Below are 22,562 nucleotides of genomic sequence, written 5' to 3' on the forward strand. Positions count from 1 at the left end.
ATGAACATGGAAATCGCCTTTCGAAGCGCCAGCGAGCTGGCCAACCTGATCAGGCAAAAAGAACTTGGTTGTGAAGAGTTATTGGAGATATATCTGCAGCGGGTTAGCCGCCACAACCCGAAGTTAAACGCCGTCGTTGTTCTTGACCAAAAGAGGGCGCGTAAACGAGCCAGGGAAGCGGATGCAGCCCTGGCGCGCGGAGAAATCTGGGGGCCGTTGCACGGCGTTCCCATGACCTGCAAGGAATCCTTTGATGTCAGGGAGTTGCCCACCACCCGTGGAAACCCTGATCTGAGAGCCAATATTCCCGCCATTGACGCACTGGCAATCCAGCGGTTGCAGAACGCGGGAGCCATTATTTTTGGCAAAACCAATGTGCCTCTCAATTTGGTCGATATCCAGAGCTACAATGACATCTATGGCACTACGAATAACCCCTGGGATGTCGACAGGGGAGCAGGCGGATCTTCCGGCGGATCAGCCGCTGCGCTGGCGGCGGGGCTCACCGGGTTTGAGATTGGATCTGACATCGGTGGATCCATTCGCAATCCGGCTCACTATTGTGGTGTCTTTGGTCACAAATCGACCTGGGGCATAATCCCTCCCCGCGGACACGCGGCTCCCGGATTGTTGGCGCAATCGGATCTTGGCGTGCTTGGCCCGATGGGCCGAAGTGCCAATGATTTGCAGCTTGGTATTGAGGTGCTTGCCGGGCCGGATGAAATCCAGTCACAAGGGTATCAGCTCCAATTATCAAAACCGGGCAAAAGCTCCCTGGCTGACTTGAAGGTGGCGGTCTGGAATTATGATTCCCGGGCGCCAGTGACGCGCTCGGTCAGATCAGCGGTGGACAGGGTGGCTCACGCTATTTCAAGCGCCGGAGGTCAGGTTGAACCCGATGCCCGGCCTGATTTCGATCCCCAAGAGCAACACGATGTGTTCCAGACGCTAATGCAAGCGGTATCCAATGCGGGATTGAACGATAGCCAATATGAAAAGTTGACAGACACTGTTGCCGGGCTTGAAGCCGGAGACCACAGCGCCAGGGCCAAGACTCTCCGAAACCAGGCGGCCAGCTTCAGGGATTATGCCCGTGCCAATGAGCGACGCACGCATTTTCGTTGGGCCTGGCATGAATTCTTCAAATCATTTGATGTACTGATTTGTCCGGTAGTGGCGACCAGTGCCTTTTTGCATGATCATCGACGGTTCGGTGAGCGTAGTATTGAAGTGGATGGGGTGAAGCAACCCTATTTTCAACAGTTATTCTGGCCAGGCATGGCGGTTTGCTCACTCTTGCCTGCTACCGCCATGCCGGTCTGTCAGGACGAAAATGGCTTGCCCATCGGCGTGCAGATAATTGGTCCCGAGTTTGGTGACCTCAAGACCATTCAGGTGGCAAGGCTGTTGGAAGAGAGCGGTTTCGCATTCCGTCAGCCACCCGGTTATGAATAACCCGACTCAGGCTCCGGAAAAGTACCAGAAGGTTGCCAGTAACGCACAGAGGGCGGCGGCGAGTTTCCAGATTATCGTCAGGGAGGCTGAGCGTTCTTTAGCGGATGCCGGTTTAAGATCTTCTCCGACAATATTGGCGGAGAAGGTTTCAAAAAAGTCGTTGGCGAGTTTGCGGGCAGAGCTTTCGACCAGGCGACTGCCAATCTGTGCCAATTTCCCGGACACCTCCGCAGTGAACTCATAGGTGAGTAATGTCTCGTCGCCGTCAGCCTTCAGATTCACGGCGGCTTTACACCTGCCCATGCTGGCGGCCCCTTTGCCCTCACCGGTCAGCAGGTAACTCTGCGGGGGAATGACGTTGGAAAGTGTACAGCTGCCGCTGAAAGGGGCCTTGACCGGACCGACTCTGGCAATGACGGTGGCCTCCATCTCTGTGTCGGATACTTTGACCAGGCGCTCACAACCAGGAATGGCGTGTTTTAAGGCGTCGGGACTGTTGAGCGCGGAGAATACCACCTCTCTGGCGGCGGCGATACGGTGTTCACCTTCAAATTTCATGACCATACCTCTTTGTTACTACTGGTGAGTTTGCTTTAACGCATCCAGAATGACTTCCGGTGTAAAGGGTTGTTCTTTAACCTGTGCTCCGAGTGGACGCAGTGCATCGTTGATGGCACACCACATAACCCCAATAGCGCCAATGGTTCCTGCTTCTCCTACGCCTTTGGCGCCAAGTTGTGTATAGCGGGTCGGGGTTTCGACGTGTTCGACATGGATATCCGGCATCTCGCTGGCCATGGGCACCAGATAGTCCGCCATACTGGCATTGAGCATTTGCCCCTGTAGATCGTAGTGGCATTTTTCCAGCAGTGCCCCGCCGATACCCTGTACAATCCCGCCTCGCACCTGTTCATCAACAATCATGGGATTGAGAATGCGTCCACAATCGTCCACCGCCCAGTGCCTTAACAGACGAATGATGCCGGTATGGGTATCGACTTCCAGATAAGATGCCTGTACGCCATTGGCGACGTAGTAGGGGGGAACATCGTTGCGCGGTACGTGGCTGCGGGTTACCGCGAATTCCGGTTGCAGGTCGGCGGGTAATTGGTCCTGTCTGAAATGGCCGATCTTAGCCACCTCCTCCAGCTCCATACAGCTTTGACCATTGTGTTTCAGGCAGATCCGGGAGCGGCTAAGGGTAAGCTCCTGAGGCGCAAGGTCGAGCAGCGCAGCGGCCACTTCCAGAATATTGCTTTGCAGCTGACGAGCTGCTTTTAACGCGGCTTCGCCAGCCATGGCAGCGCCTCGTGACGCCCAGGAGCCGCCTCCATAGGGTGTGGTACCGCTGTCCCCATGAATCACGCTGATGTCGTCGACACCAATGCCAAGTTCCTCCGCTACGATTTGCGCAATGCCTGCGGTGGTGCCCTGGCCTTGTTCCGTTGCGCTGGTCAGGCAGCGAACCTTTCCGGTGGGCTCAAGTTTGAGTGTGCAGCCTTCCTGAACCGACACTCTCGCTTCTGTAGGACCATAATAACGGGAACCGTAGGCGGTCTGCTCGATAAAGGTGGCAATACCAATACCGCGATAAATACCGCGTTCTCTCTGTTGTTGCTGTTCCTGCCTGAGTTCGTCGTAGTTCATCAACGCCTTGAGCTGCGTCAGACACTGGTGCAAAGAAAGCTGTTCAAAGTGAATGCCCGTTGCGGTGGTGTGGGGGTACATATCATCGTCAATATAGTTCTGTCGACGAAACTCCAGAGGATCCATATGCACGGCAGCGGCGGCCAGGTCTACCATCTGTTCGCCAACGGCACAGGCAATAGGAAGACCCACTCCGCGATACATGCCGATCATATTTTTATTCTGGTAGACAATTCGTGTGCGTCCGCGATAGTGCTTGAACTTATAGGGCGCGGCCGCGCTGGTGATGGTTTGCAAGCCTTCGACAATACTGAAACGTCTGGCGTGGCCATAAGGTCCAACGGCGGACAGATCGTCAACCTCGAAGGCCTGAATCCGGCCATTGGCGGAGACTGCCATTCTCGCTTTGACTCGGTGATCCCGGGCATGGGTATCAGAGACAAAGGACTCCATCCGATCGGCGACAAATTTTACTGGCCTGCCTGTCAGAACACTGGAGGCCACTGCGGCGACCTCGTCCCCGTAGATGTGCAGCTTGACCCCAAAAGCCCCTCCCACATCAGGGCAAATCACTCTGACGTTATTTTCATCGATGGCCAGATTCTGTGCATAGAGGTCTTGCATCTGGAATGGGGACTGGTGAGATTGGTATACGGTCAATGATCGGCTGCCTGAGTTGTAATCAGCGATAACCGACCGGGGTTCCAGCGTGACACCGGTTTGGCGCCCAAAAGTGAAATCCGCCTCCACGACATGGAGGGCTTTATTGAATGCCTCGTCGGGTGAACCGGCCTCAATCAATTGTTCGTCTGCCAGATTGGTACCCAGATCCGGGTGAATCAGCGGTGCGGAAGCTTCCAGGGCTCCGTGAGGATCGACGACAGCCGGCAGCTCTTCAAAATCGATAAAAACATGGTCAATGGCATCTTCCGCCTGCGCGCGGGTCTCAGCGAGAATGGCAACAATGGGCTCCCCCTGCCAGGTTACCTGTTCCATCGCCAATGGGTACTGAGGCGCAGATTTAAGATTGGGACGATGCGCGGCTTCTCCGTTCCAGGGCTTGCAAATTTCCGCGATGTCAGCACCGGTAAAAATATGTGCTATGCCCGGCTGCCGAAGTGCGTCGTCAATATTTATGTTAACGATTTTGGCGTGGGCGAGTGGGCTGCGAACAAACACCAGCTCCAACATCCTCGGCAATTGGATATCGTCGGTATAACGTCCCCGGCCGTGTACCAGTTGTCGCAAGGCGCTGCGGGGAACGCTTTTGCCAATAATACTCTCTCGATCACTCGGACGCTGATTATCCATGATGCGGGTTGCTCTTGTCGGATGCCAAACGTTTATTCAGTGTCGACTCGATGGCGTCGACGATGGCGTGATAGCCCGTGCAGCGGCAGTAGTTACCGGATATATGATCACGGATCGCGTCCCGGCTGACGGGTTCTTTACCGCCGATCAGATCCGCCGCGGTCATTAACATGCCTGGTGTGCAGAAGGCGCATTGGGCGGCGTTGCGTTGAATAAATTCGTGTTGCAGATCTGCGATTTCCCCACTTTGAGAAATGCCCTCAATAGTTTCGACAACACATCCGTCGGCTTGAACTGCCAGCATCAGACAGCTTCGCGCCGAGCGCCCATTCACCCTGATTGTGCAGGCGCCACATACGCCTTGTTCGCAGCCAATATGGGTGCCGGTCAAGCCCAGTTCATGTCTCAGGAAATCGGCTAGGTGTTGACGAACGGGAACCCGGTGAGACACCTCTTCGCCGTTAAGTGTAAAAGCTATTTCTCGCGTGTTTTGCATATCAATCTCTGGTTTTGTCAATCGATTGTTCCGATATCACGTGCCAGAGAGAGAAGGGCTCTCTCCAGCAGAACCGTCGCCAGATGTAACTTGGTATCCGCCCGTCCCTCCAGATTGGCAGTCGGGTTCAGTTCCTGCTCAAGTTTCTGCTTGGCGGCGGTGATCGTATTTTTGTCGATAGATGTGCCGATCAAGTGCAGGCAGGTTTGAGCAAGTCTGGTGGGTTTATCTTCACAGCCAAAAATAACCACATCCAGCGCTTTCAAGCTGCGTTTGGAAGACATAAGACCTTTCTTGACAGCAGCCGTACAAGCCAGGCCGACAATGGCAAAGTCGCCTTGACGCCGGTTGATTTCTTCAAAATAGTGGAGTTGCTGAGGAGCGCATTTGGGAATAGTAATCTGTGTCAGAATTTCATTATCCTGACGCTCCGTGGTGTAGAGCCCGGAAAAAAAGTCTCTCGCTTTCACCACGCGTTGCCCTGAACGGCTGCTGAGTTCAAAGGTCGCGTCAAGGGCAACGCAGCAGGCCGGTAATTCTGCAGCGGGGTCTGCCATCGACAGACTGCCACCAATGGTGCCTCTATTACGAATGGCGACATGCGCGACATGGGGCATGGCGCTGGCGATCAACGGCAGGTGTTCCTTTACTATGTCGGACTCAAGCAGTTCCATATGGCGAGTCAAGGCGCCGATACGAATGTCTTTGCGGGTCTCGCGAACTCCGCTCAGCCCCTGGATGCTATTGATATCGATCAGGACCTGCGGCTGGGACAAGCGCATGTTTAACGTCGCCATCAGGCTTTGACCTCCGGCGATAATCCGAGCCTCTTCTCCATATTGATCCAGGAGCCCCAGTGCTTGATCCAAACTGGTGGCGTTTACATAGTCGAAAAGTGGAGCTTTCATTGGGGGCGTCTCTGTACACCATGTTATAAAATACGATTATAGGTTATAAAATCGATAAAAATACAAAAAATAGATTAGTGAGGTGTCAGAGAAAAGGTTGGCGGCTGTTGATGTCCAGCAATCCTTGAGATGACGCGGGTGTTCTATCTGGGGAAATTTGTGTTCCCATTGTGTGGCTTTTTCTACAGTCCTGGTTTACTTAAGCTGGTCATTCTTTTTCAACACTTCGGATTCAGGGCACTCGATGTGACCCAGGAGAAAACTATGATTAGAGTCAGCCGGAATATTCCCATCAATTCACCGGATGAAGCTATAGTGCTAAGCCGTTCCCAGGTGTGGCAGGGGTTACAGATGAAGGCCTCCAATGCGGTGCCCTTCGTGCCGTCCATTACGGAGTGTCGAGTTGTCGAGCAGTGGGACGGTGGTATTCTTCGCGAAGTGGTTCACGCGGGTGAGCGTTTGCAGGAAGCGATCACACAGATCCCTGAGCGAGTGATTCATTTTCGGCGTATCAGTGACAAAACGCCGGGCGATATCTTTAACGAGCTTTACTATAATGACGACGGCGAGTTGACGATGACTTTTACATTTGCTTTGGACATTGCGGATGTAGAGCCCGGCAGTCCGGAGGCACAAAAGCTGTCGCAGGAGCTGGAACAATCCTATCTTCAGTCTGTTCAGGCGACTCTAAAACACCTGCGTGTCCTGGCGAAACAGGGAGAAATATGAGCCCCCGCCATACCAAGGGGGGGCAAAAGCTGTCTTTACAGGGCTGCTGCCAGCCGACACCCCTGATCAATCGCCCGTTTAGCATCGATCTCCATCGCCAGTTCCGCACCACCGATCAGATGCAAATTGGACACTGAATCTTTAAGCCTGTTATACAGCACGTTATCGGATTCCTGACCCGCACAAATAATCACAGTGTCAACATCGAGCGTTTTGGGCTCACCATGAATGGTGGTATGCAATCCTTCATCATCAATGCGCTCATACTGTACCCCGTTCAGCATTTTGACGTCCTTGCGTTGCAAGCTGAGCTTGTGGGTCCAGCCGGTGGTGCGCCCCAAACCTTTACCCACAGCCGTTGCCTTGCGTTGTAACAGATAGATTTCACGATCCGATTTTTCCACCCGGGGGACAACACCGGCAACACCGCCACGAGGATGGTTTTCAAAATCAATGCCCCATTCTCTGGCAAACACATCGATATCCAAACTGGCGGATTTGCCCTTGTGGCTGATCAACTCCGCGACGTCAAACCCAATGCCACCGGCGCCAACAATCGCCACCTTGTGGCCAATGGGTTTGTTGCCCAGAATGGCGTCGGTATAGCTGACCACCTTCGAATGCTCAATACCGTCTATGGCGGGTATACGGGGAGTAATACCGGTGGCGATAACCACTTCATCCCAGTCTGCGCCGCTGAGTTCTTCAGCACTCACACGGTGATTGAGTTTGAGCTCGACCTTGTGCAGATCCAGCTGTTTACGGTAGTAGCGCAGGGTTTCGTAAAATTCCTCTTTGCCCGGAATCACCTTGGCCAGATTAAAGTGGCCGCCAATGTCACCGTCCGCTTCGAACAGGGTGACCTGATGCCCGCGTTCGGCAGCGGTAACCGCAAAAGCCAAGCCCGCGGGGCCGGCGCCGACAACGGCAATTTTCTTGGTCTGTGTGGCTGGCAGGTAGTTGAGATTGGTTTCGTTACAGGCGCGGGGATTCACCAGACAGCTGACCTCTTTGCCGTTAAACGCATGATCCAAACAGGCCTGATTGCAACCGATACAGGTGTTGATCTCGTCTTCCCGACCATCGTTGGCTTTGTTGACCAGCTCCGGGTCCGCCAGCATGGGGCGACCCATGGATACAATATCGGCGTGGCCCGCTTCCAGCACGCTTTCGGCGACGTCGGGCATGTTGATGCGGTTACTGGTGATCAGAGGGATGTTCAGCTCTTTACGCAGCTTGCCGGTCACCCGGGTAAAGGCGGCGCGTGGCACGCGGGTGGAGATGGTGGGCACCTGAGCCTCGTGCCAGACAAAGTGGGTACTGATAATACTGGCGCCGGCCGCTTCAATGCGCTTTGCCAGGGTGACAACTTCTTCCCAGCTGCTGCCGTCTTCCATCATCTCCATGGCGGCGATTCGATAGATCAGAATAAAGTCCTCACCGACAGCCTCGCGAACCCGTCGAATTACCTCCAGGGCAAAGCGCATACGGTTTTCGTAGCTGCCACCCCATTCGTCGGTGCGTTTGTTGGTTTTCTCCAGCAGGAAGGAGCTGAGCAGATAGCCGGCGGAGCCAATGATCTCTACACCGGAGTAGCCTGCTTCTTTGGCCAATTGAGCACAATTGACAAAGTCCTGAAGGGTTCGCTCGATATCTTCGGCGTTCATTTCCCGTGGGGTAAATGGATTTATGTACGACTTGACCGGTGAAGGCGCCACTTGATTCGGAGTCATGGCGTAGCGGCCGGCGTGGAGGATCTGCAGGCAGATTTTACAGTCCGGTGCTGCGGCGTAAACGGCGTCAGTCACGGTTTTATGCCAGGGCAGGCGGTCTGCGGAATTAAACACCTCATGGGTATCGTCGCCAACCGTACTGTCGGCGTTGGGGGCGGTGCCGCCGGTGATGATCATCCCCACGCCGCCTTTGGCGCGTTCGGCGAAATAGGCCGCCTGGCGCTCAGCGTCGTCGTCATTCTCCAGCCCGGTGTGCATGGAACCCATCAGAACACGGTTTTTGACGGTGGTAAAACCCAGGTCCAGGGGCTCAAACAGAAGGGGATACTTGGGGTGGGCGCTCATGCCATGGTCTCCAGTGAATTGATTCTGGAGACAGCTTAAGCCAGGGGCTGCACTGACGTCGTTAAACTAGTTTAACCGAGGTTAACTCTCCTCCAGCCACTGTTTTTTGTACTTGGACAAGGCAACGGGGGTAATCCCCAAATAGGAAGCGATATGATACTGGGGAATCCGCTCCAGATAATCCGGGAAATTACGCACCAGTTGCCTGAATCGCTGTTGTGCCGTCATGGTTAACAGCTCCGCCTCGCGGCGCTCATTGCGGATCAGCATCATTTCCACGCTGTGTTGGTACAGGCGCTGCCAGGCGGGGCTTTGTTCGGTAAAGCCCCGCAATCCCGCCAGGTTAATCTCCACCAGAACACTGGGCTCAAGAGTCTCTACCGCAAAGCGGCAGGGTTCATCCAGGATGCTGGCGCTGAGGCTGCCAACGATATGATTCTTGCCGTAAAACCCCTTGTTGAGTTCCTTGCCATCGGGAGTGATGTAATAAAACCGGACCAGCCCATCAGCCACAAAGTAATTATGTGTGGATTTTTCACCAATGGCCTGTAGCAGATGTTTGCTGCCCACCTGGCAAACCTTGAGATTGGGCAGCATCCGCTCCCATTCGTCCCGGGGGAATCCCACCAGCTGGTCATAGTGTTGATGCATTGTCTCCAGGGGAGAGCCATGGATGGGAGAGGAGGACATAGGTAGTTGTCAGCTTACGGGTTATTTCGGGTAGTTCAGAATCAATGGCAATAAGCTTTATTGCAGCTAATTTTCAGCGGTATAAACAAGCTACATGAAAGTTCAATCATTTTGCAAGGGTACCAGTTTCAGGTTGTGACGTTTCAATCAGATAAGATTCTACTGGACAAGCCCGTTTTCAGTCGCCCAATATGGACAACCTGAAACCCATTGCGTGGCAACAGCATCATGAAGAAATACGGAATTTTCGAAACCGGCAACGTTAAGTCCCATCTGCGGCAAAAGTATGGTTCTTACCCGGAAATGGTAAAGGACCTGATCGGTGATCAACTGCCCGGCTCCCGGTTCGATACCATAAGCGTTGTGAACGGGGATGACCTGCCCGTTATGACTGATTATGACGGCTTTATTTATATGGGGTCACGATTCAGTGTTTACGACGATCTCACCTGGATTGCGCCCGTGAAACAATTTATCCGCGACGCTGCCGAGCGCTCTATTCCCCAGGTGGGGATCTGCTTTGGTCATCAGCTGATGGCGGAGGCTCTGGGGGGCAAGGTCGAGCCCAAGGGATGGATCGTTGGTGCTCAGCTGTATTCGAGGGATGATTGTTCGGAGGATTCCGTCACCGCGTATGCCTACCACCGCGATCAGGTGACCCGATTGCCAGACAATGTCGAGGTGATTCTGACTCATCAGCACTGCCCTTATGCGGGTTTGAGGTATCGGGATATTCCGGCTTATTCTGTGCAGTTTCACCCGGAATTCGGGCCGGGGTTTATGGGCGAGCTGATCGAAATGACGGCTGGAAATCCCGTGGATGAGGATGTGGCCGCAAGCGCTTTGGCATCTTTGGAGCGGCCACTTGATCGGGGTGTCATCGCCGAGAAAATTGCCCGGGCGTTGCTTCCGCTAGCTGACCAGTGAGCGGCCAATAATCAGTTTCATGATTTCATTGGTGCCACCAAAGATGCGCTGAACGCGGGCGTCGGCGTAGGCGCGGGTCACCGGGTATTCCCACATAAAGCCGTAGCCGCCGTGCAGTTGCAGGCATTCGTCGATAACTTTGCCTTGCAGGTCGGTGGTCAGCATCTTGGCCTTGGCCGCAGTGACGGCATCGAGTTTGCCCTCAATATGCAGTTCCAGGCAGCGATCCAGAAAGACACGCTGGGCGGTGACTTCACTGTCCAGCTCGGCCAACTTAAATTGGGTATTCTGAAAGCTGGCGATGTTTTTGCCGAACGCCTTGCGCTCTTTCACGTAGTCAATGGTGTAGCTGAGCACGGACTCCATGCTGGCAACCGCGACCAGGGCAATTTGCAAGCGCTCCTGAGGCAGTTCCTGCATCAGGTAAACAAATCCCTGTCCTTCCTCGCCCAGCAGGTTTTCTGCGGGGATGCGGGCGTCGTTAAAGAAAAGCTCTGAGGTATCCTGGGCTTTCATGCCCAGTTTTTCCAGATTGGTGCCTTTTTCAAAACCGGGGGTTCCAGCCTCTAGCAGAAACAGACTGATGCCAGCCGCACCCTGTTGCGGGTCGGTCTTGGCGACCAGAATAACGACGTCAGCGTGCTGGCCATTGGTGATAAAGGTCTTGGAGCCATTTATCACGTAGTGGTCCCCATCGCGAACCGCAGTGGTTTTGATGCCCTGCAGATCAGAACCCGCGCCGGGCTCAGTCATGGCAATAGCGGTTACAATCTCACCGGAAATACAGCCCGGTACATACTTCTGCTTTTGTTCTTCTGTGCCGAAATTCAAGATATAGGGTACGGCGATATCACTGTGCAGCGGCCAACCGATCCCACTGAGTCCCAGGGCGGCGCACTCTTCACTGATGATCGCATTGTAGCGAAAGTCCACACCCACGCCGCTGTATTCTTCAGGAGCGGTGGGTACCAGGAATCCCTGCTCACCGGCTTTGTTCCACAGGGCGCGGTCCACCTGGCCATCTTTCTCCCACTGTAAGTGGTGGGGCACAGCCTCGGCCTGAAGGAATTTGCGCACGCTTTCGCGAAACATATCGTGTTCGGGTTCAAAAACCGTTCTTGGGATCATCCTGTACTCCTGAATATCGAAATCGTTGGTATTATTACTGGCTCAGCGACAATATGTAGCCGGCACTCGGACTTTGGTCGCCGGCCAATACGGTTTGATAAATATTGGCGACGGCTTTTGGATCGCTGATATTCTCCACTTCAATCCAGCCCTGGGCGAAAGCGGTAAAGGCCAGCCAGAGGTCTGCGAGTCGTTGCTGAAAAACTGAACCGCCCCATTCGTTCAATCGTTTTTCTGCCTGAGTGGGGGCAAAAAACATAATGGGATGGGGGCCATCAAGATCTTTCTTGGTTTTACCGCGCTGGTCCCAGTGGGAGGCTCCCACCAGACAGCTGTACTGAAGCTGCGGCGCCAACTGAGCGTGCAGTCGTTTCAGTACATCGCCGTTGCCGGCAAAGTCTACTATGGCGCTGGGTTGCGTGGCGTCGAGCTGTTCGATCTGGTCATAGGTGATGACCTCATCGTAACAGCCGAGCTTTTCGACAAACACCTTGTTGCTCGCGGAGGTCAGACCGATGATCTTGTAATCATGATCGCGTTTGCTGCGATTGCGGTGCAGGGCATAGGCCATACCGGCGGCCGTTTTACTGGAGGCGCTGGTCAGTATCAGATTGCTGGCACCGAAGAATTGATTGTCGTCGAAGAAATCGTCCAGCAGGAATGAGGTGGTGAACAAAGGGCGCAGCAACATCTGCATTTCTTCAGTGTCAGCCTGATACAGCGGGTCCTTGCTGCAATTAACATATTGATTATAAATCACTGACAGGGGCTGGCGGTGGGCAGCCTGGTCGATAAAACCCGTGGGTTTAATGTTGCCTGGCTCTGCCAGTAAATGGCTGCCCATTGGGTAGTAGCCATAGAATCGCTCACCGACTTCAACGCCTTCGCATTGTGAAGCAGTGACTTCGGCGAAGCCCCATACCGGCGTGATGCCGAAACCTTCTTCGGCAGGGAAAAATTCCCAATAGCGCAGAACGTCTCCCGTGGCGGCGTAGCTGATGTTATTGGCCGTGTAGGAAAAGCGCTCAACTTTCATCAGAATCTGCCCGGGACCGGGTTCCGGCAGGGCATCTGTGGTTTGGTACTTGGTCTGGGAAAAGTCTTTACGATGCACAAGAAATGAACGGGTGGCGGCCATGGCTAACTCCTCTGGTTTGCGCAATAATATAGCGAGCGCTCGCTCGTTATTCAACGAAAATGTGACTGAAGTGCGACCGTTTAGTCACGCGTGCTGGCCGGCTATAATGCGCAGCCCTGGATCCAGGGGAATATTGATTCAATCAGGTGACAATCGAAAGCACAACCACTATGGAAAACACAGCAAACTGGCCTCAAGACGTATCCCTCACTGCCTTCTGTCGTTCTCTGCCAATTTGTCGGGAGTCGGTGTATGGGCACTTCTTTGATGCTTTTTCTGATCGGATCAAGGTTCGCAAACGTGAGATTGCCGAGTCCAAACTGAGCATTATTCTTCCGGCCACCTTCCGTATTTCTGCCCGTAAGGGTTTTCATGCGATGTCATTGCGGGATCTCTGCCAGGAGACCGGACTGAGCATGGGAGGAATTTACAACTACTTTGGCAGCAAGGAAGAACTGTCGGAGATGATCAACCGCTTTGTGGGTGAGGCGTTTGCCGAAGCAGGTTTTCGGATGTTACCGGATGAAGCGGACTGTCGCGCGCGGATGGACGCTATGATTCGCAGCCATATTTATATGGCTGAGCAATTTCAGCCCTGGTACTACTTTATGTTTATGGAAGCCAAGAGTCTGCCAGAAAAGCAGCGCAAGCGGGCGATTGAAAACGAGCAGCGCAGCGTGGATGAGTTTGCCAGCTTGATTGAGACCGGCATTACCCGTGGCCTCTTTCGGGATAACAACCCCAGCCTGACCGCGTCTTCTATCTTGGCACTGACCCAGGAGTGGTATCTGAAGCGCGGCTACTTCAGGCATCAGGGTATTGAGACTGAGGCCTATGCTGACTATGTGGTTGAGGCGGCCGCCCGGCTGATGTCGGCCTAACGTCCGTTCAAGGTCCATTTTCGTCGTCGCCCAGGGGGCACGGCGCAATCCCGCTTGTGTGGCGTTCAGTCCCGTTCTCGGTCGATGTGCATCTCTTCAAAATGGCGTTAAATGTCCCTTTATTATAACTCGACTACAGTTGAGTTTTTGGACTGCTTGAATTAGTATTGTTTCAATTGTTCGACAAGAGTCGAGTTTTAGTGGTCGTTTCAAGCCATGACCGATGGTGCGGCCGTGCGCGGGTTATAGAGAGATCGGAGGCTGGAAAGATGAGTGATAAGGCTTTAGGTGGTTTTGGGGGCCTGGCCCACGTCAACCTGGACGGGGAATATGCCGCAGCTACTGCCCGGCAACTTGATCTGATCGAACGCCGCAAGCGCCATTTTGCCGGCAGCTTCCTGTTTTATCAGGACCCGGTTGAACTGGTTCGAGGCGAAGGCGCGCACCTGTATGATTCTGACTACCGCCGCTACATCGATTTTTACAATAATGTTCCCGTGGTAGGCCACGCCAATCCGCGAGTGGTTCGGGCAATGACTGAGCAGGCCGCCAAGTTAAATACTCATACCCGATATTTGCATGAAAATGTGATCAGACTGGCCGAAACGGTAGCGTCGACATTACCGGGAAAACTCGACGTCTGTCTGTTTACCTGTACGGGCACGGAGGCGGCCGAGTTGGCCATGCGCATCGCGAGGGTGGTGACGGGGCAGCGGGGCATAATAGTGATGGAGAACAGCTATCACGGTAATTCCAAGCTGGTGGGTGAGATGTCTACGGCGACTTATGCGCCCTCAGACCGACCGCCACACATTGAAGCGGTGGCGGCCCCCAATACCTATCGTGGGGTGTTTCGTGGCGACAGAGAGGATGAATCCCTGTCGCAAGATTATGCGGATTTGATGGATCCGGCGTTAGAGAGGCTGCAGGCCAATGGTGAGGGGGTAGCGGCCTTTGTCTGCGATTCAATTTTTGACAGTCAGGGTGCATTGGACGCGCCGCCCGGCTATTTCAAACGTGTCTACGAAAAGGTGCGCGCTGCCGGAGGCCTTTGTGTGGCTGATGAGGTTCAGGCCGGGGTGGGGCGCACGGGTACCTATTGGGGCTTCGAGCATCACGATGTGGTTCCGGATATCGTATTTACGGGCAAGCCGTTTGGTAACGGGCATCCGGTGGCGGCCGTTTTTACCACACGAGAGATTGCGGACCGTTGGGCACAGAGCGATATTTATTTTAATACGTTTGGGGGGAATCCGGTTTCTGCGGCGGCGGCCCAGGCCGTGTTTGATGTTTTGCGTGAGGATAATCTGCTCGAACATGTCAAGGAGCTGAGCCACTATCTCTTCCAGAGATTGGAGACTCTGCAGCAAAAGCACTCGGTGATCGGCAGGATTCAGGGGCGCGGGTTGTTTGTGGGTGTGGATTTGGTGAAGGATCGCGACTCTCGCGAACCGGCGTCTGAGCTGGCTCGCCGGTTGCCGGATTTGATGAAGCAGCAGGGGGTGTTGATTGGATTGTCCGGGCCGTTAGGGAATGTATTGAAGTTTCGGCCGCCTTTAGTGGTGACTCGGGAGGATGTTGACAGAGCCTTAGCCGTGTTCGATGACGTCTTATCCCGGCAAGCGTCGTGAGACTCACGACGCAGACTAAATCGTCTGCGCCTGATACCCCATTCTAAAACCACCCCAATGACGGCCTCGCACAAAAATCGGCACAGAAATATCGTGCAGCACCTCACCGGTATCACGCTTATAAGTTTGCAATAAAAACGTCTCCGTGTTGCTGCCGCAACGACTCCCGGTACGGTCATCAAAAATACGCTTGGTGCGATTTTTCACGATGTCTGTTTCGTAGTCGCCGGTCAGGGGCTGGCAATAACGTGTGTTATGCGTTGGAAAATAACCCCGATCATCCACCGCACCGGCATACAATAACTGCGGATACTGCTGTAACAGTGGCTCCTGAATACGCGGCAACATCCGATCCGTAAACTCATCAAAACGCGTGTGATACTTGAGAGGATCTGTTCCCTGAATGGGTTGATAATCCCGATCAAACAGATCACTCAAGGTCAGCTCACCCTCCAGCAGGGCTCGCTCAAAAATATCACCGACCTCCCGTGCCGCCTCGACGGCAATATGACGCATGCGGTCGTTTTCCGTATCCAGTTCGTATTGAGCCAGACTGGCAACAATATTCTCGGCCAGCTCCGAGAGATTAATGGCATCTGTAGATGCCGTATTGGCGTCAGATTCTGTGTCGCACAAAGAGTGGCTTAGATGCTGCAAAGAGGCGGAAATTTCCTCGCTGGCCTTAACGTGTTCACCCATTGCCATTACGATCTGCTGAATCTGCTGGTCCGATTCATTGGCATGCTGATAAATCCTCTCCAGCGATTCCCGAGTATCACCGGCCGTGGAAACGATGTCCTGGACATCCACCTCCAACTGCTGCATCACCTCGGCGGTCTGGATCGACTGCTCGCGATTTCGGCTCAACATCACATCGATCTCTGCTGTCGCCGCCGTGGTCTTCTTCGCCAGCTCCCGCACTTCATCCGCCACCACTGCAAAACCGCGACCGTACTCTCCCGCTCGGGCCGCTTCGATGGCGGCATTGAGTGCCAGCAGATTTGTCTGGCTGGCGACGCCATTAATCACTTCGGTGATGCCATGAATATCCCCCGACTGCTGCTGCAGCGCCTGCAGCTGTTCCGCGACGGAGGCAACTTGCGCATTCACCATGTCCAGTCGATGCATCAACTTGTCGACTGCCTCCTGTCCGCTGGCGCTGGACTCGCGGGTACTCGCGGCACTCGCTGCCGCCTGCCCGGCGCTTTCTGCGATCACAGACGTAGTTGTGGCCACTTCCTCCGCCGCAACACCAATCTGCTCCACCCGTTTGTTTTGTTCGGCAATGTTTTTGCGCAGGCCATCGATAAAGAAAGAGATTTCTGCAGCACCCACACTTAACTTGTCACTCATCAGCGATAATTTTCTCAGGCAATCGATCACTTCCTGCTGATAGCGGTGAACTCGTCGAATGAGCGATTGAAAGCATCGACTCATTCGATGCAGGGAGCCAGAGATAATCAATTCCAATTGTTTGCCTGACGTTTTTCGGTCGAGCAAGCAATGGATATGGGTATTCAGCGTGCCGTTAGGGGCGACAAAATACAAGTAGATAACGGGTGACATCACCAGAAGGGTAAGAAAGCTGATACCCATGGACTTGACCCAAAAAGGGACTTCGGTGACGGGCAACACCATTTCGGTGGTGGCCGCCATGGCGGGAATCGCCAGGGTTGCAAACACTATGGCTATAGGACGTTTCATGATTCTGCACCTTCACGCTAACTGAGCCCCAATGGTCTCGGAACGCTTTCCATGCTTTTTATGATGTAGCTTCAGCATAGATCCTGGCACAAATGCGAACAATTGGACGTTGGTCGTATCACTCTACTACTAAAGTCTTAGAGTAGGGGGGGAGAGTTTATCAGAGTGATAGTGAGCGGGTCGGCAGGGTGCCGACCCGCGGATGGGTTGATGTTTGCCGTCAACTCGTTGAAGCGTTAACCGGTATTGCGCAATCCGGCAGCGATACCGGCAATAGAGACCATTAACGCCTGTTCCAACACCGGCTCCTGGCCTTCCTCCAGTTTGCGCAGCCGACGCATCAATTCCACCTGAGTGATGTGCAGCGGATCGATATAGGGGTTGCGCACATCGATGGAACGGCGCAGGAAGGGTAGTTTTTCCAGCAGCGGATGGCCGCTGATCTGCTGTAGCACTTCGGTGGCCTGAGTCAGTCCCTCGCGCAGTTCCTCGCCAAGTTCAGCCAGGTCGTTGTCTTCCAACAAGCGCTGTTCGTAGTAGGCCGCCACTTTGTTTTCAGCCTTGGCCTGTACCATTTCCTGCATATCCAACAACATACGGAAGAAAGTCCAGTCTTGAGCCATATCCTTGATCAGGGTTTCCTGTTCACCGCCGTCCAGTGTGGCGGCCAGCGCCTTGCCGGTGCCCAGCCAGGCGGACAGCATCAGCCGCATCTGCGTCCAGGCAAACACCCAGGGGATGGCGCGCAGGCTTTCCACACCACCGCTGGCGCGACGTTTGGCAGGGCGGCTGCCAAGGGCCAGGCGACGCAGCTCCTGTTCAGGGGTGACGCAGCGGAAGTAGGGTACAAAGCGCGGATCTTTATGTACGATGCGGCGATACTCGGCGACCGAGAGATCGGACAGTTGCTGCATCATTTGTCGCCATTCGGGCTTGGGTGCCGGTGGCGGTGCCAAGGTGGCTTCCAGGGTGCCGCTGGCGTAGAGCTCCAGGTTCTGTTCGGCAATGCCGTGCAATCCGAATTTAAATTGAATCATTTCGCCCTGCTCGGTAACACGCACAGAGCCTTTGATGGTGCCCGGCGGTTGTGACAGGAGTGCGGCGTGAGCGGGACCACCGCCACGGCTGGCAGAGCCGCCGCGGCCATGGAACAGGGTCAGGTGCACATCGTGGCGGGCACAGGTTTCGCTAAGCGCTTCCTGCGCACGGTACTGGGCCCAGGAGGCGGCGAAAAAGCCAGCGTCCTTGGCTGAATCCGAGTAGCCGATCATCACTTCCTGATGACCGTTGATGTCGTCGCGGTACCAATCGACGGACAGCAGTCGGTCAATGGTGTTGGCCGCACCTTCCAAATCATCCAGGGTTTCGAACAGCGGAACAATGCGCTGTGGCTCACGACAGCCGGTTTCTTTCTGCAGTAGTCGGACTGCCAACACATCGGAGGGATGGGTGGCCATGGAGATAATGTAAGCGCCTAAAGCGGAAGCGGGTTGACGGGAAAGCACCCGGAAGGTATCGATAACTTCACGAGTCTCCGGCGTGGGCTCAAAGTCACCGCTGAAATCATGGGGCAATAGCGGACGCGGGCTGGCCAGTTCGGTCAGCAGGAATGCTTGTTTGTCTTCCTCGCTCCAATCCAGATAACCCTTGCCATCCTGTTCCAGCCCCAAGTATTGGGTGATTTCGTGGATCGCTTCGGCGTGGCGGGTGGATTCCTGGCGCACGTCCAGACGCATCAGGGTCAGGCCAAAACAGGCAATGCGGCGCAGGATATTGGCCAGGCTGCCTTCGGCGATGGCTTCCATGCCACAATTGATCAGTGAACGACGGATCAGCTGCAGTGGCTCCAGCAGTTCTTCGTCATTGAGATAAATGGGCTTGGGATAAGGCTTGTGTCGCAGGCTCTTATCGTTCAAACAGGCCTCTGCCCAGTCGCGGGTATTCTCCAGTTTTTGGCGTACATCACGCAGCAGTTCGCGATAGGGTTCGCGGTGTTCACCCACATGCTCGCGAACCCCCTGGGTGCAATCACCGATGGACAGGTCTTCACGCAATTCGTGAATGTCCCGGCGCAACAATTCGGCCGCTTCCCAGCGTGCCAGCAGTAACACTTCCTCTGTCAGTTCGGCGGTGACATTGGGATTGCCGTCACGATCGCCACCCATCCAGCTGGCGAAACGCAGCGGTGCGGCGTCCAGGGGCAGGCGTTTACCGGTGTGTTGCTCGAGCTGGCGATCGAATTCGCGCAGAAAGTCTGGCAGCGCCTCCCACAAGGTGTTTTCGATCGCCGCAAAGCCCCATTTGGCTTCGTCTATGGGGGTGGGGCGGTGGCGTCGGATTTCGTCCGTATGCCAACCGGCGATGATGCGGCGCCTGAGTCGTGCATGCTGATCTTGCTGCTCAACCGGTGTCAGATCCGGGTGATCCAGAGTCTTCAGAATCTCGCTGATATCGTTGTATTTGCGCAGCAAGGTGCGACGGGCGATTTCCGTGGGGTGAGCCGTCAGGACCAGTTCGGTCTGCATATTGACTGCAGTCTCCCAGATTTCGTCCCTGGATTTGCCCTGTTCGATCAGTCGCGGTAAGAGTTCATTGAGCGTGCCCAATTGCGGTGCGGCTTCGGTGTCGCTCTGACGCTGGCGGCGCCGACGTACACGGTGGTGCTGCTCGGCGATATTGGCGTAGTTCAAAAAGTGGGTAAAAGCGCGGGCCACGGGTACCAGCTCGTTGTCGGGCTGGTCGCTCATCAGTTCCAGCAGTGGTTGCCAGTCGCCACTGGCGCGCGCCTGTTTGGCGAGGGAGCGGATCTGCTCTACTTTTTCGTAGACCTTGTCCCCCACCTGTTCGCGAATGGTATTGCCGAGCAGGTCCCCCAGCAGACGGACGTTGTCGCGCAAGGGGGCATCGATATCTTGACTCATAGGTTGGCTCGCTGGCTGTCGTTAAAACTCAAAAGTTACCGAATGCCAACTCTACCAGAAAACCAAGGGTGGTTGTGGCCATCAGCCGGGGGCTAACCGGCGATGCCACCAAAACGTTATTCCATAAGTATTAAACCACTGGGCAGACTGTCGCCAAGCACCACTTTGCTTTCCTGATCACTGAGTTCAGTGACTTCGGTGACCATGCGCACCCACAGCTCGGGCACCTTGATGCCCTTGAGCCGCTGCGCCACTTCGCCGCGCAGTTTCACATCCACATCTCGACCGCGATCGCCCGTGCATCGGGCCAGCATAATGGCGGCCTGGGCCGCCTCCGGTGTCTTGCTCCAGTTTTGTTCCAGCACGGCTTGTAGCCAGCGTGATGCCACCTCCAGCGGTACCAGGTTTTCCAGATGCCCGTAGAAGGGCTCACGGCTTCCCACCCGGCCCAGTGCCCACCAACTGGTGAGAGTCTCTCCGCGCTGTTTAAGCCGTTCGAGCAGCCAGTCCCCCAATTCCACCTTGGTGGCGACCGGCAGGTGCTCCAGAGAGGCGGCCAGACGAATCATGTCTTCCACCGACAGGTCTTTCAGCTCCGCCATGATCTGGCGTTTGCTGAGGTTGGCCGGGTCGAGAAAATGACGGAAGACGTCGTAGATCATTTCTTGCACATCGCCGGGAAAGCCGCCGCCAATGCGTCGCAAAAACGTCCACCAGGCCGCCCAGCTTTGGTGATCTTCGTATTGCAGTCCCGCCTCGATAATCGGCCAGATTTGTTCGATCCGCCATTCGTCGGCGGGGAAACCCAGACCGGGTCTCAATGTAAATCCAGCCAGCACTAACCAATTGCGTTCGTGCTGGGCGGAGCGACGTCGGCGTTTGGCACTATCAAGCAAAGCATCAAACAGCGCGCGCAGTGTTTCAGAGTTCCATTGATCCCGGGGGCCCAACAATCTGTCCAGGTCGGCGCGCAGGGTTTTAATCGCCTTGGGATTACCTTCCTTGTCGCTCTGACCATAGACGGTCTCGATTTTTTCCAGGGCTTCATCAAAGCGCTCAGGCAGTGCACCGAGGCGGGTGCGCGGTTTGCCGGACTTGCGGATCTGGAATTCCAGCAGCCAGCGTTGTTCAGAATCTCGGGTGTTCACACACTCCAAAGCCAGGGTGCCAACTTCACTTAAGGTGGCTTGCAGTTCAACTTCCAGCGTTTCCTGTTGGTTGCCTCGTTGTTCCAGTGCCGCAATCACGGGGGGCAGTAATTGCAGTTGGGATTGATCGGTTTCGCTGACCAGTTCGCCGGCTTTGTAGGGCAGGTCACCGCTGCTGGCCAATAGGTTGAAGCTGACTGGCTGGCCCAAATTCAGCTGAAAGCGCCGGCTGCTTAACGGCACCGCCTCTTCGGTGTCCGTACCTTTGGGCAAGACACAGATGGCCAGCTTTTCTTGGTTTTTTCCGGGGACTTCCAGAAAGAAACTGCGAGCTGATCCGCCGCCAATGACAAGGCCGCGATTGCGTTTGGCCTGGCCGAACGCCACCGCGCCAAAGGCAACGGCGTCGTTGGGACGATGATTGACCAATAACTCTGCGGCGGGTTGACCCTGTTGTTGACGCCAATGGTTCAGCAGCTCGACACAGCGCTGGGCCAAGATCGGGCTGTTAAAAAAGCCGCCGTTCAGTAGAACCACATCAGGGAGTGCCAATTGATCGCCATCGATTGATCGTCCCAGTGCTTCGGTACAGACCGTCTGGTGTCGATGGATAAATTCAGCGATGTGTTTACTGATAGCGGGCTCGGCCGCGTAGGGCAGACCGAGTTCCACAATCGCGCTGCGTTGGCGGTCTGGTTGCTCGTGGCGATCTGTAAGTGGCAGAAAACCGTCCAGCGCCAGCTGCTGAATATCGTCCCGGGCCAGGGCAGCAGAGCGGGCACCGCCGATCAGTCGCGAACCGGAGCCCAGAACCGTAACACTTGCGGTATCCGGCGCGGGTTCATTCAACAGCGTTTCTTTGGCGATGCGTGTCTGCTGGGTCAGCTGCGCCAACTGCGCGGTAGAGAGTTTTTTACTGGCATTACCGGCAATCTGCTGTTCGGCAATATGAGCCATGGCCAGGTCGATATTATCGCCGCCCAGCATCAGGTGGTCGCCCACCCCAATACGCTTGAGTTCCGGTAGTGGTTTCGACGCATCGGTACTGATTTGCACCAGACTGAGGTCGGTGGTGCCGCCACCCACGTCCACAATCAACATCAACTGCCGTTGTTCCAGGGTTTGCCGCGACAATTGTTGCTGGCACAGACTATACCAGTCGTAGCAGGCGGCCTGGGGTTCCTCCAACAGTTTAACGCGATGGACGCCGGCCAGGGCGGCGGCTTCCAGTGTCAGCGAGCGGGCCATTTCATCAAACGAAGCAGGGATGGTGATGACCACATCCTGCAGTTCCATGGGCGCTTCGGGGTGCTGGTGATTCCAGGCGCAGCGCAGATAGAAGAGGTAACTGGCGCTGGCGTGCAGGGGCGAGACTTTGTCGACATCGTCAGCTTCAGCGCCCCAGGGCAGAATGGCGGCGGTGCGGTCAACCTGATTGTGTGAGAGCCAGCTTTTGGCACTGAACACCGAGCGGCTGTCGGTCTTGGAACCCAGTTCACGAGCCCATTCACCAATAACGACACGTTCAATTTCATCGTCCAGCGTTTGGTTCCAGGGCAAGACCACATCGGTCTCCGCCAATTCCCCGGCCGCCGGATGGTAACGAAACGAAGGCAAGTAGGGGCGCTTGCCGATCTCGCCGGCCGCCACCAGCTGCTCGATCTCAAAGATCTGCGATTCGCCTCCGGCAACTGCTGCATAGGCGACCACCGTGTGGGTGGTACCCAGGTCAATACCGATATGAAATTTGGGCTGGCTCATGAAGCTTCT

The 22,562-nt window shown here is 55.1% G+C and carries 16 protein-coding genes; 5 read left to right on the top strand and 11 right to left on the bottom strand.

Annotated features, from left to right (window positions below; translation table 11 throughout):
• The first annotated feature begins 6 nt into the window (after window positions 1-6).
• Window positions 7-1,455, top strand: a complete 1,449-nt coding sequence (locus HBA55_RS14690; protein WP_206019810.1) for an amidase — start codon at window positions 7-9, stop codon at window positions 1,453-1,455.
• A 6-nt stretch (window positions 1,456-1,461) separates the two neighbouring features.
• On the opposite strand, the gene HBA55_RS14695 is transcribed toward HBA55_RS14690, so the two are convergent.
• Genes HBA55_RS14695 through HBA55_RS14710 form a run of 4 tightly spaced genes read right to left on the bottom strand, consistent with a single transcriptional unit; the run spans window position 1,462 to window position 5,817 of the window.
• Window positions 1,462-2,013 (bottom strand): SRPBCC family protein, encoded by a 552-nt coding sequence (locus tag HBA55_RS14695; RefSeq protein WP_166992760.1) that lies wholly within the window; start codon window positions 2,011-2,013, stop codon window positions 1,462-1,464.
• An 18-nt stretch (window positions 2,014-2,031) separates the two neighbouring features.
• Entirely contained in the window at window positions 2,032-4,413 is a 2,382-nt protein-coding gene (locus HBA55_RS14700) for a xanthine dehydrogenase family protein molybdopterin-binding subunit (RefSeq protein ID WP_166992764.1), read from the bottom strand.
• Entirely contained in the window at window positions 4,406-4,909 is a 504-nt protein-coding gene (locus tag HBA55_RS14705; protein WP_166992767.1) for a (2Fe-2S)-binding protein, read from the bottom strand. Before HBA55_RS14705 ends, HBA55_RS14700 begins: the two co-directional genes overlap by 8 nt.
• Window positions 4,910-4,926: 17 nt before the next feature.
• Window positions 4,927-5,817 (bottom strand): FAD binding domain-containing protein, encoded by an 891-nt coding sequence (locus HBA55_RS14710; RefSeq protein WP_166992770.1) that lies wholly within the window; start codon window positions 5,815-5,817, stop codon window positions 4,927-4,929.
• A gap of 264 nt (window positions 5,818-6,081) precedes the next feature.
• On the opposite strand from HBA55_RS14710, the gene HBA55_RS14715 reads away from it, so the two are divergent.
• Window positions 6,082-6,546: an SRPBCC family protein gene (locus tag HBA55_RS14715; RefSeq protein WP_166992773.1), complete on the top strand. Its 465-nt coding sequence runs from the start codon at window positions 6,082-6,084 to the stop codon at window positions 6,544-6,546.
• A 35-nt stretch (window positions 6,547-6,581) separates the two neighbouring features.
• Here HBA55_RS14715 and HBA55_RS14720 read toward each other — a convergent pair whose 3' ends face one another.
• Both HBA55_RS14720 and HBA55_RS14725 read right to left on the bottom strand, forming a co-directional pair.
• Window positions 6,582-8,624, bottom strand: a complete 2,043-nt coding sequence (locus HBA55_RS14720; RefSeq protein ID WP_166992776.1) for an NADPH-dependent 2,4-dienoyl-CoA reductase — start codon at window positions 8,622-8,624, stop codon at window positions 6,582-6,584.
• A gap of 81 nt (window positions 8,625-8,705) precedes the next feature.
• Window positions 8,706-9,314 (bottom strand): Crp/Fnr family transcriptional regulator, encoded by a 609-nt coding sequence (locus HBA55_RS14725; protein WP_166992779.1) that lies wholly within the window; start codon window positions 9,312-9,314, stop codon window positions 8,706-8,708.
• A gap of 228 nt (window positions 9,315-9,542) precedes the next feature.
• Between HBA55_RS14725 and HBA55_RS14730 the strand changes: the two genes are divergently transcribed.
• Window positions 9,543-10,241, top strand: a complete 699-nt coding sequence (locus tag HBA55_RS14730; RefSeq protein WP_166992782.1) for a type 1 glutamine amidotransferase — start codon at window positions 9,543-9,545, stop codon at window positions 10,239-10,241.
• Here the strand turns inward: HBA55_RS14730 and HBA55_RS14735 are convergent.
• Window positions 10,227-11,369 (bottom strand): acyl-CoA dehydrogenase family protein, encoded by a 1,143-nt coding sequence (locus HBA55_RS14735; protein WP_166992785.1) that lies wholly within the window; start codon window positions 11,367-11,369, stop codon window positions 10,227-10,229. The genes HBA55_RS14730 and HBA55_RS14735 overlap by 15 nt on opposite strands.
• Window positions 11,370-11,403: 34 nt before the next feature.
• Window positions 11,404-12,507 carry a DUF2855 family protein gene (locus HBA55_RS14740; protein WP_166992789.1) on the bottom strand — a complete coding sequence of 368 codons (1,104 nt, stop codon included), beginning with the start codon at window positions 12,505-12,507 and terminating at the stop codon, window positions 11,404-11,406.
• Between the two features lie 170 nt (window positions 12,508-12,677).
• Here HBA55_RS14740 and HBA55_RS14745 point away from each other — a divergent pair, with 170 nt between their 5' ends.
• On the top strand, window positions 12,678-13,388 hold the full coding sequence (locus tag HBA55_RS14745) for a TetR/AcrR family transcriptional regulator (protein ID WP_166992792.1): 711 nt from the start codon (window positions 12,678-12,680) through the stop codon (window positions 13,386-13,388).
• A 269-nt stretch (window positions 13,389-13,657) separates the two neighbouring features.
• Entirely contained in the window at window positions 13,658-15,019 is a 1,362-nt protein-coding gene (locus HBA55_RS14750; RefSeq protein ID WP_166992795.1) for an aspartate aminotransferase family protein, read from the top strand.
• Window positions 15,020-15,034: 15 nt separating this feature from the next.
• Here the strand turns inward: HBA55_RS14750 and HBA55_RS14755 are convergent, their stop codons facing one another.
• The 3 genes from HBA55_RS14755 to HBA55_RS14765 all read right to left on the bottom strand — a co-directional run bounded on the left by HBA55_RS14755 (window position 15,035) and on the right by HBA55_RS14765 (window position 22,553).
• Window positions 15,035-16,723 carry a methyl-accepting chemotaxis protein gene (locus HBA55_RS14755; protein ID WP_166992798.1) on the bottom strand — a complete coding sequence of 563 codons (1,689 nt, stop codon included), beginning with the start codon at window positions 16,721-16,723 and terminating at the stop codon, window positions 15,035-15,037.
• A gap of 236 nt (window positions 16,724-16,959) precedes the next feature.
• Window positions 16,960-19,644 (bottom strand): phosphoenolpyruvate carboxylase, encoded by a 2,685-nt coding sequence (gene ppc / locus HBA55_RS14760; RefSeq protein ID WP_166992801.1) that lies wholly within the window; start codon window positions 19,642-19,644, stop codon window positions 16,960-16,962.
• Between the two features lie 116 nt (window positions 19,645-19,760).
• Entirely contained in the window at window positions 19,761-22,553 is a 2,793-nt protein-coding gene (locus tag HBA55_RS14765; RefSeq protein WP_166992804.1) for an Hsp70 family protein, read from the bottom strand.
• Window positions 22,554-22,562 lie beyond the last annotated feature (9 nt).

This window comes from Pseudomaricurvus alkylphenolicus, from assembly GCF_011683955.1.
GTDB classification, from domain to species: Bacteria; Pseudomonadota; Gammaproteobacteria; order Pseudomonadales; family Cellvibrionaceae; genus Pseudomaricurvus; species Pseudomaricurvus alkylphenolicus.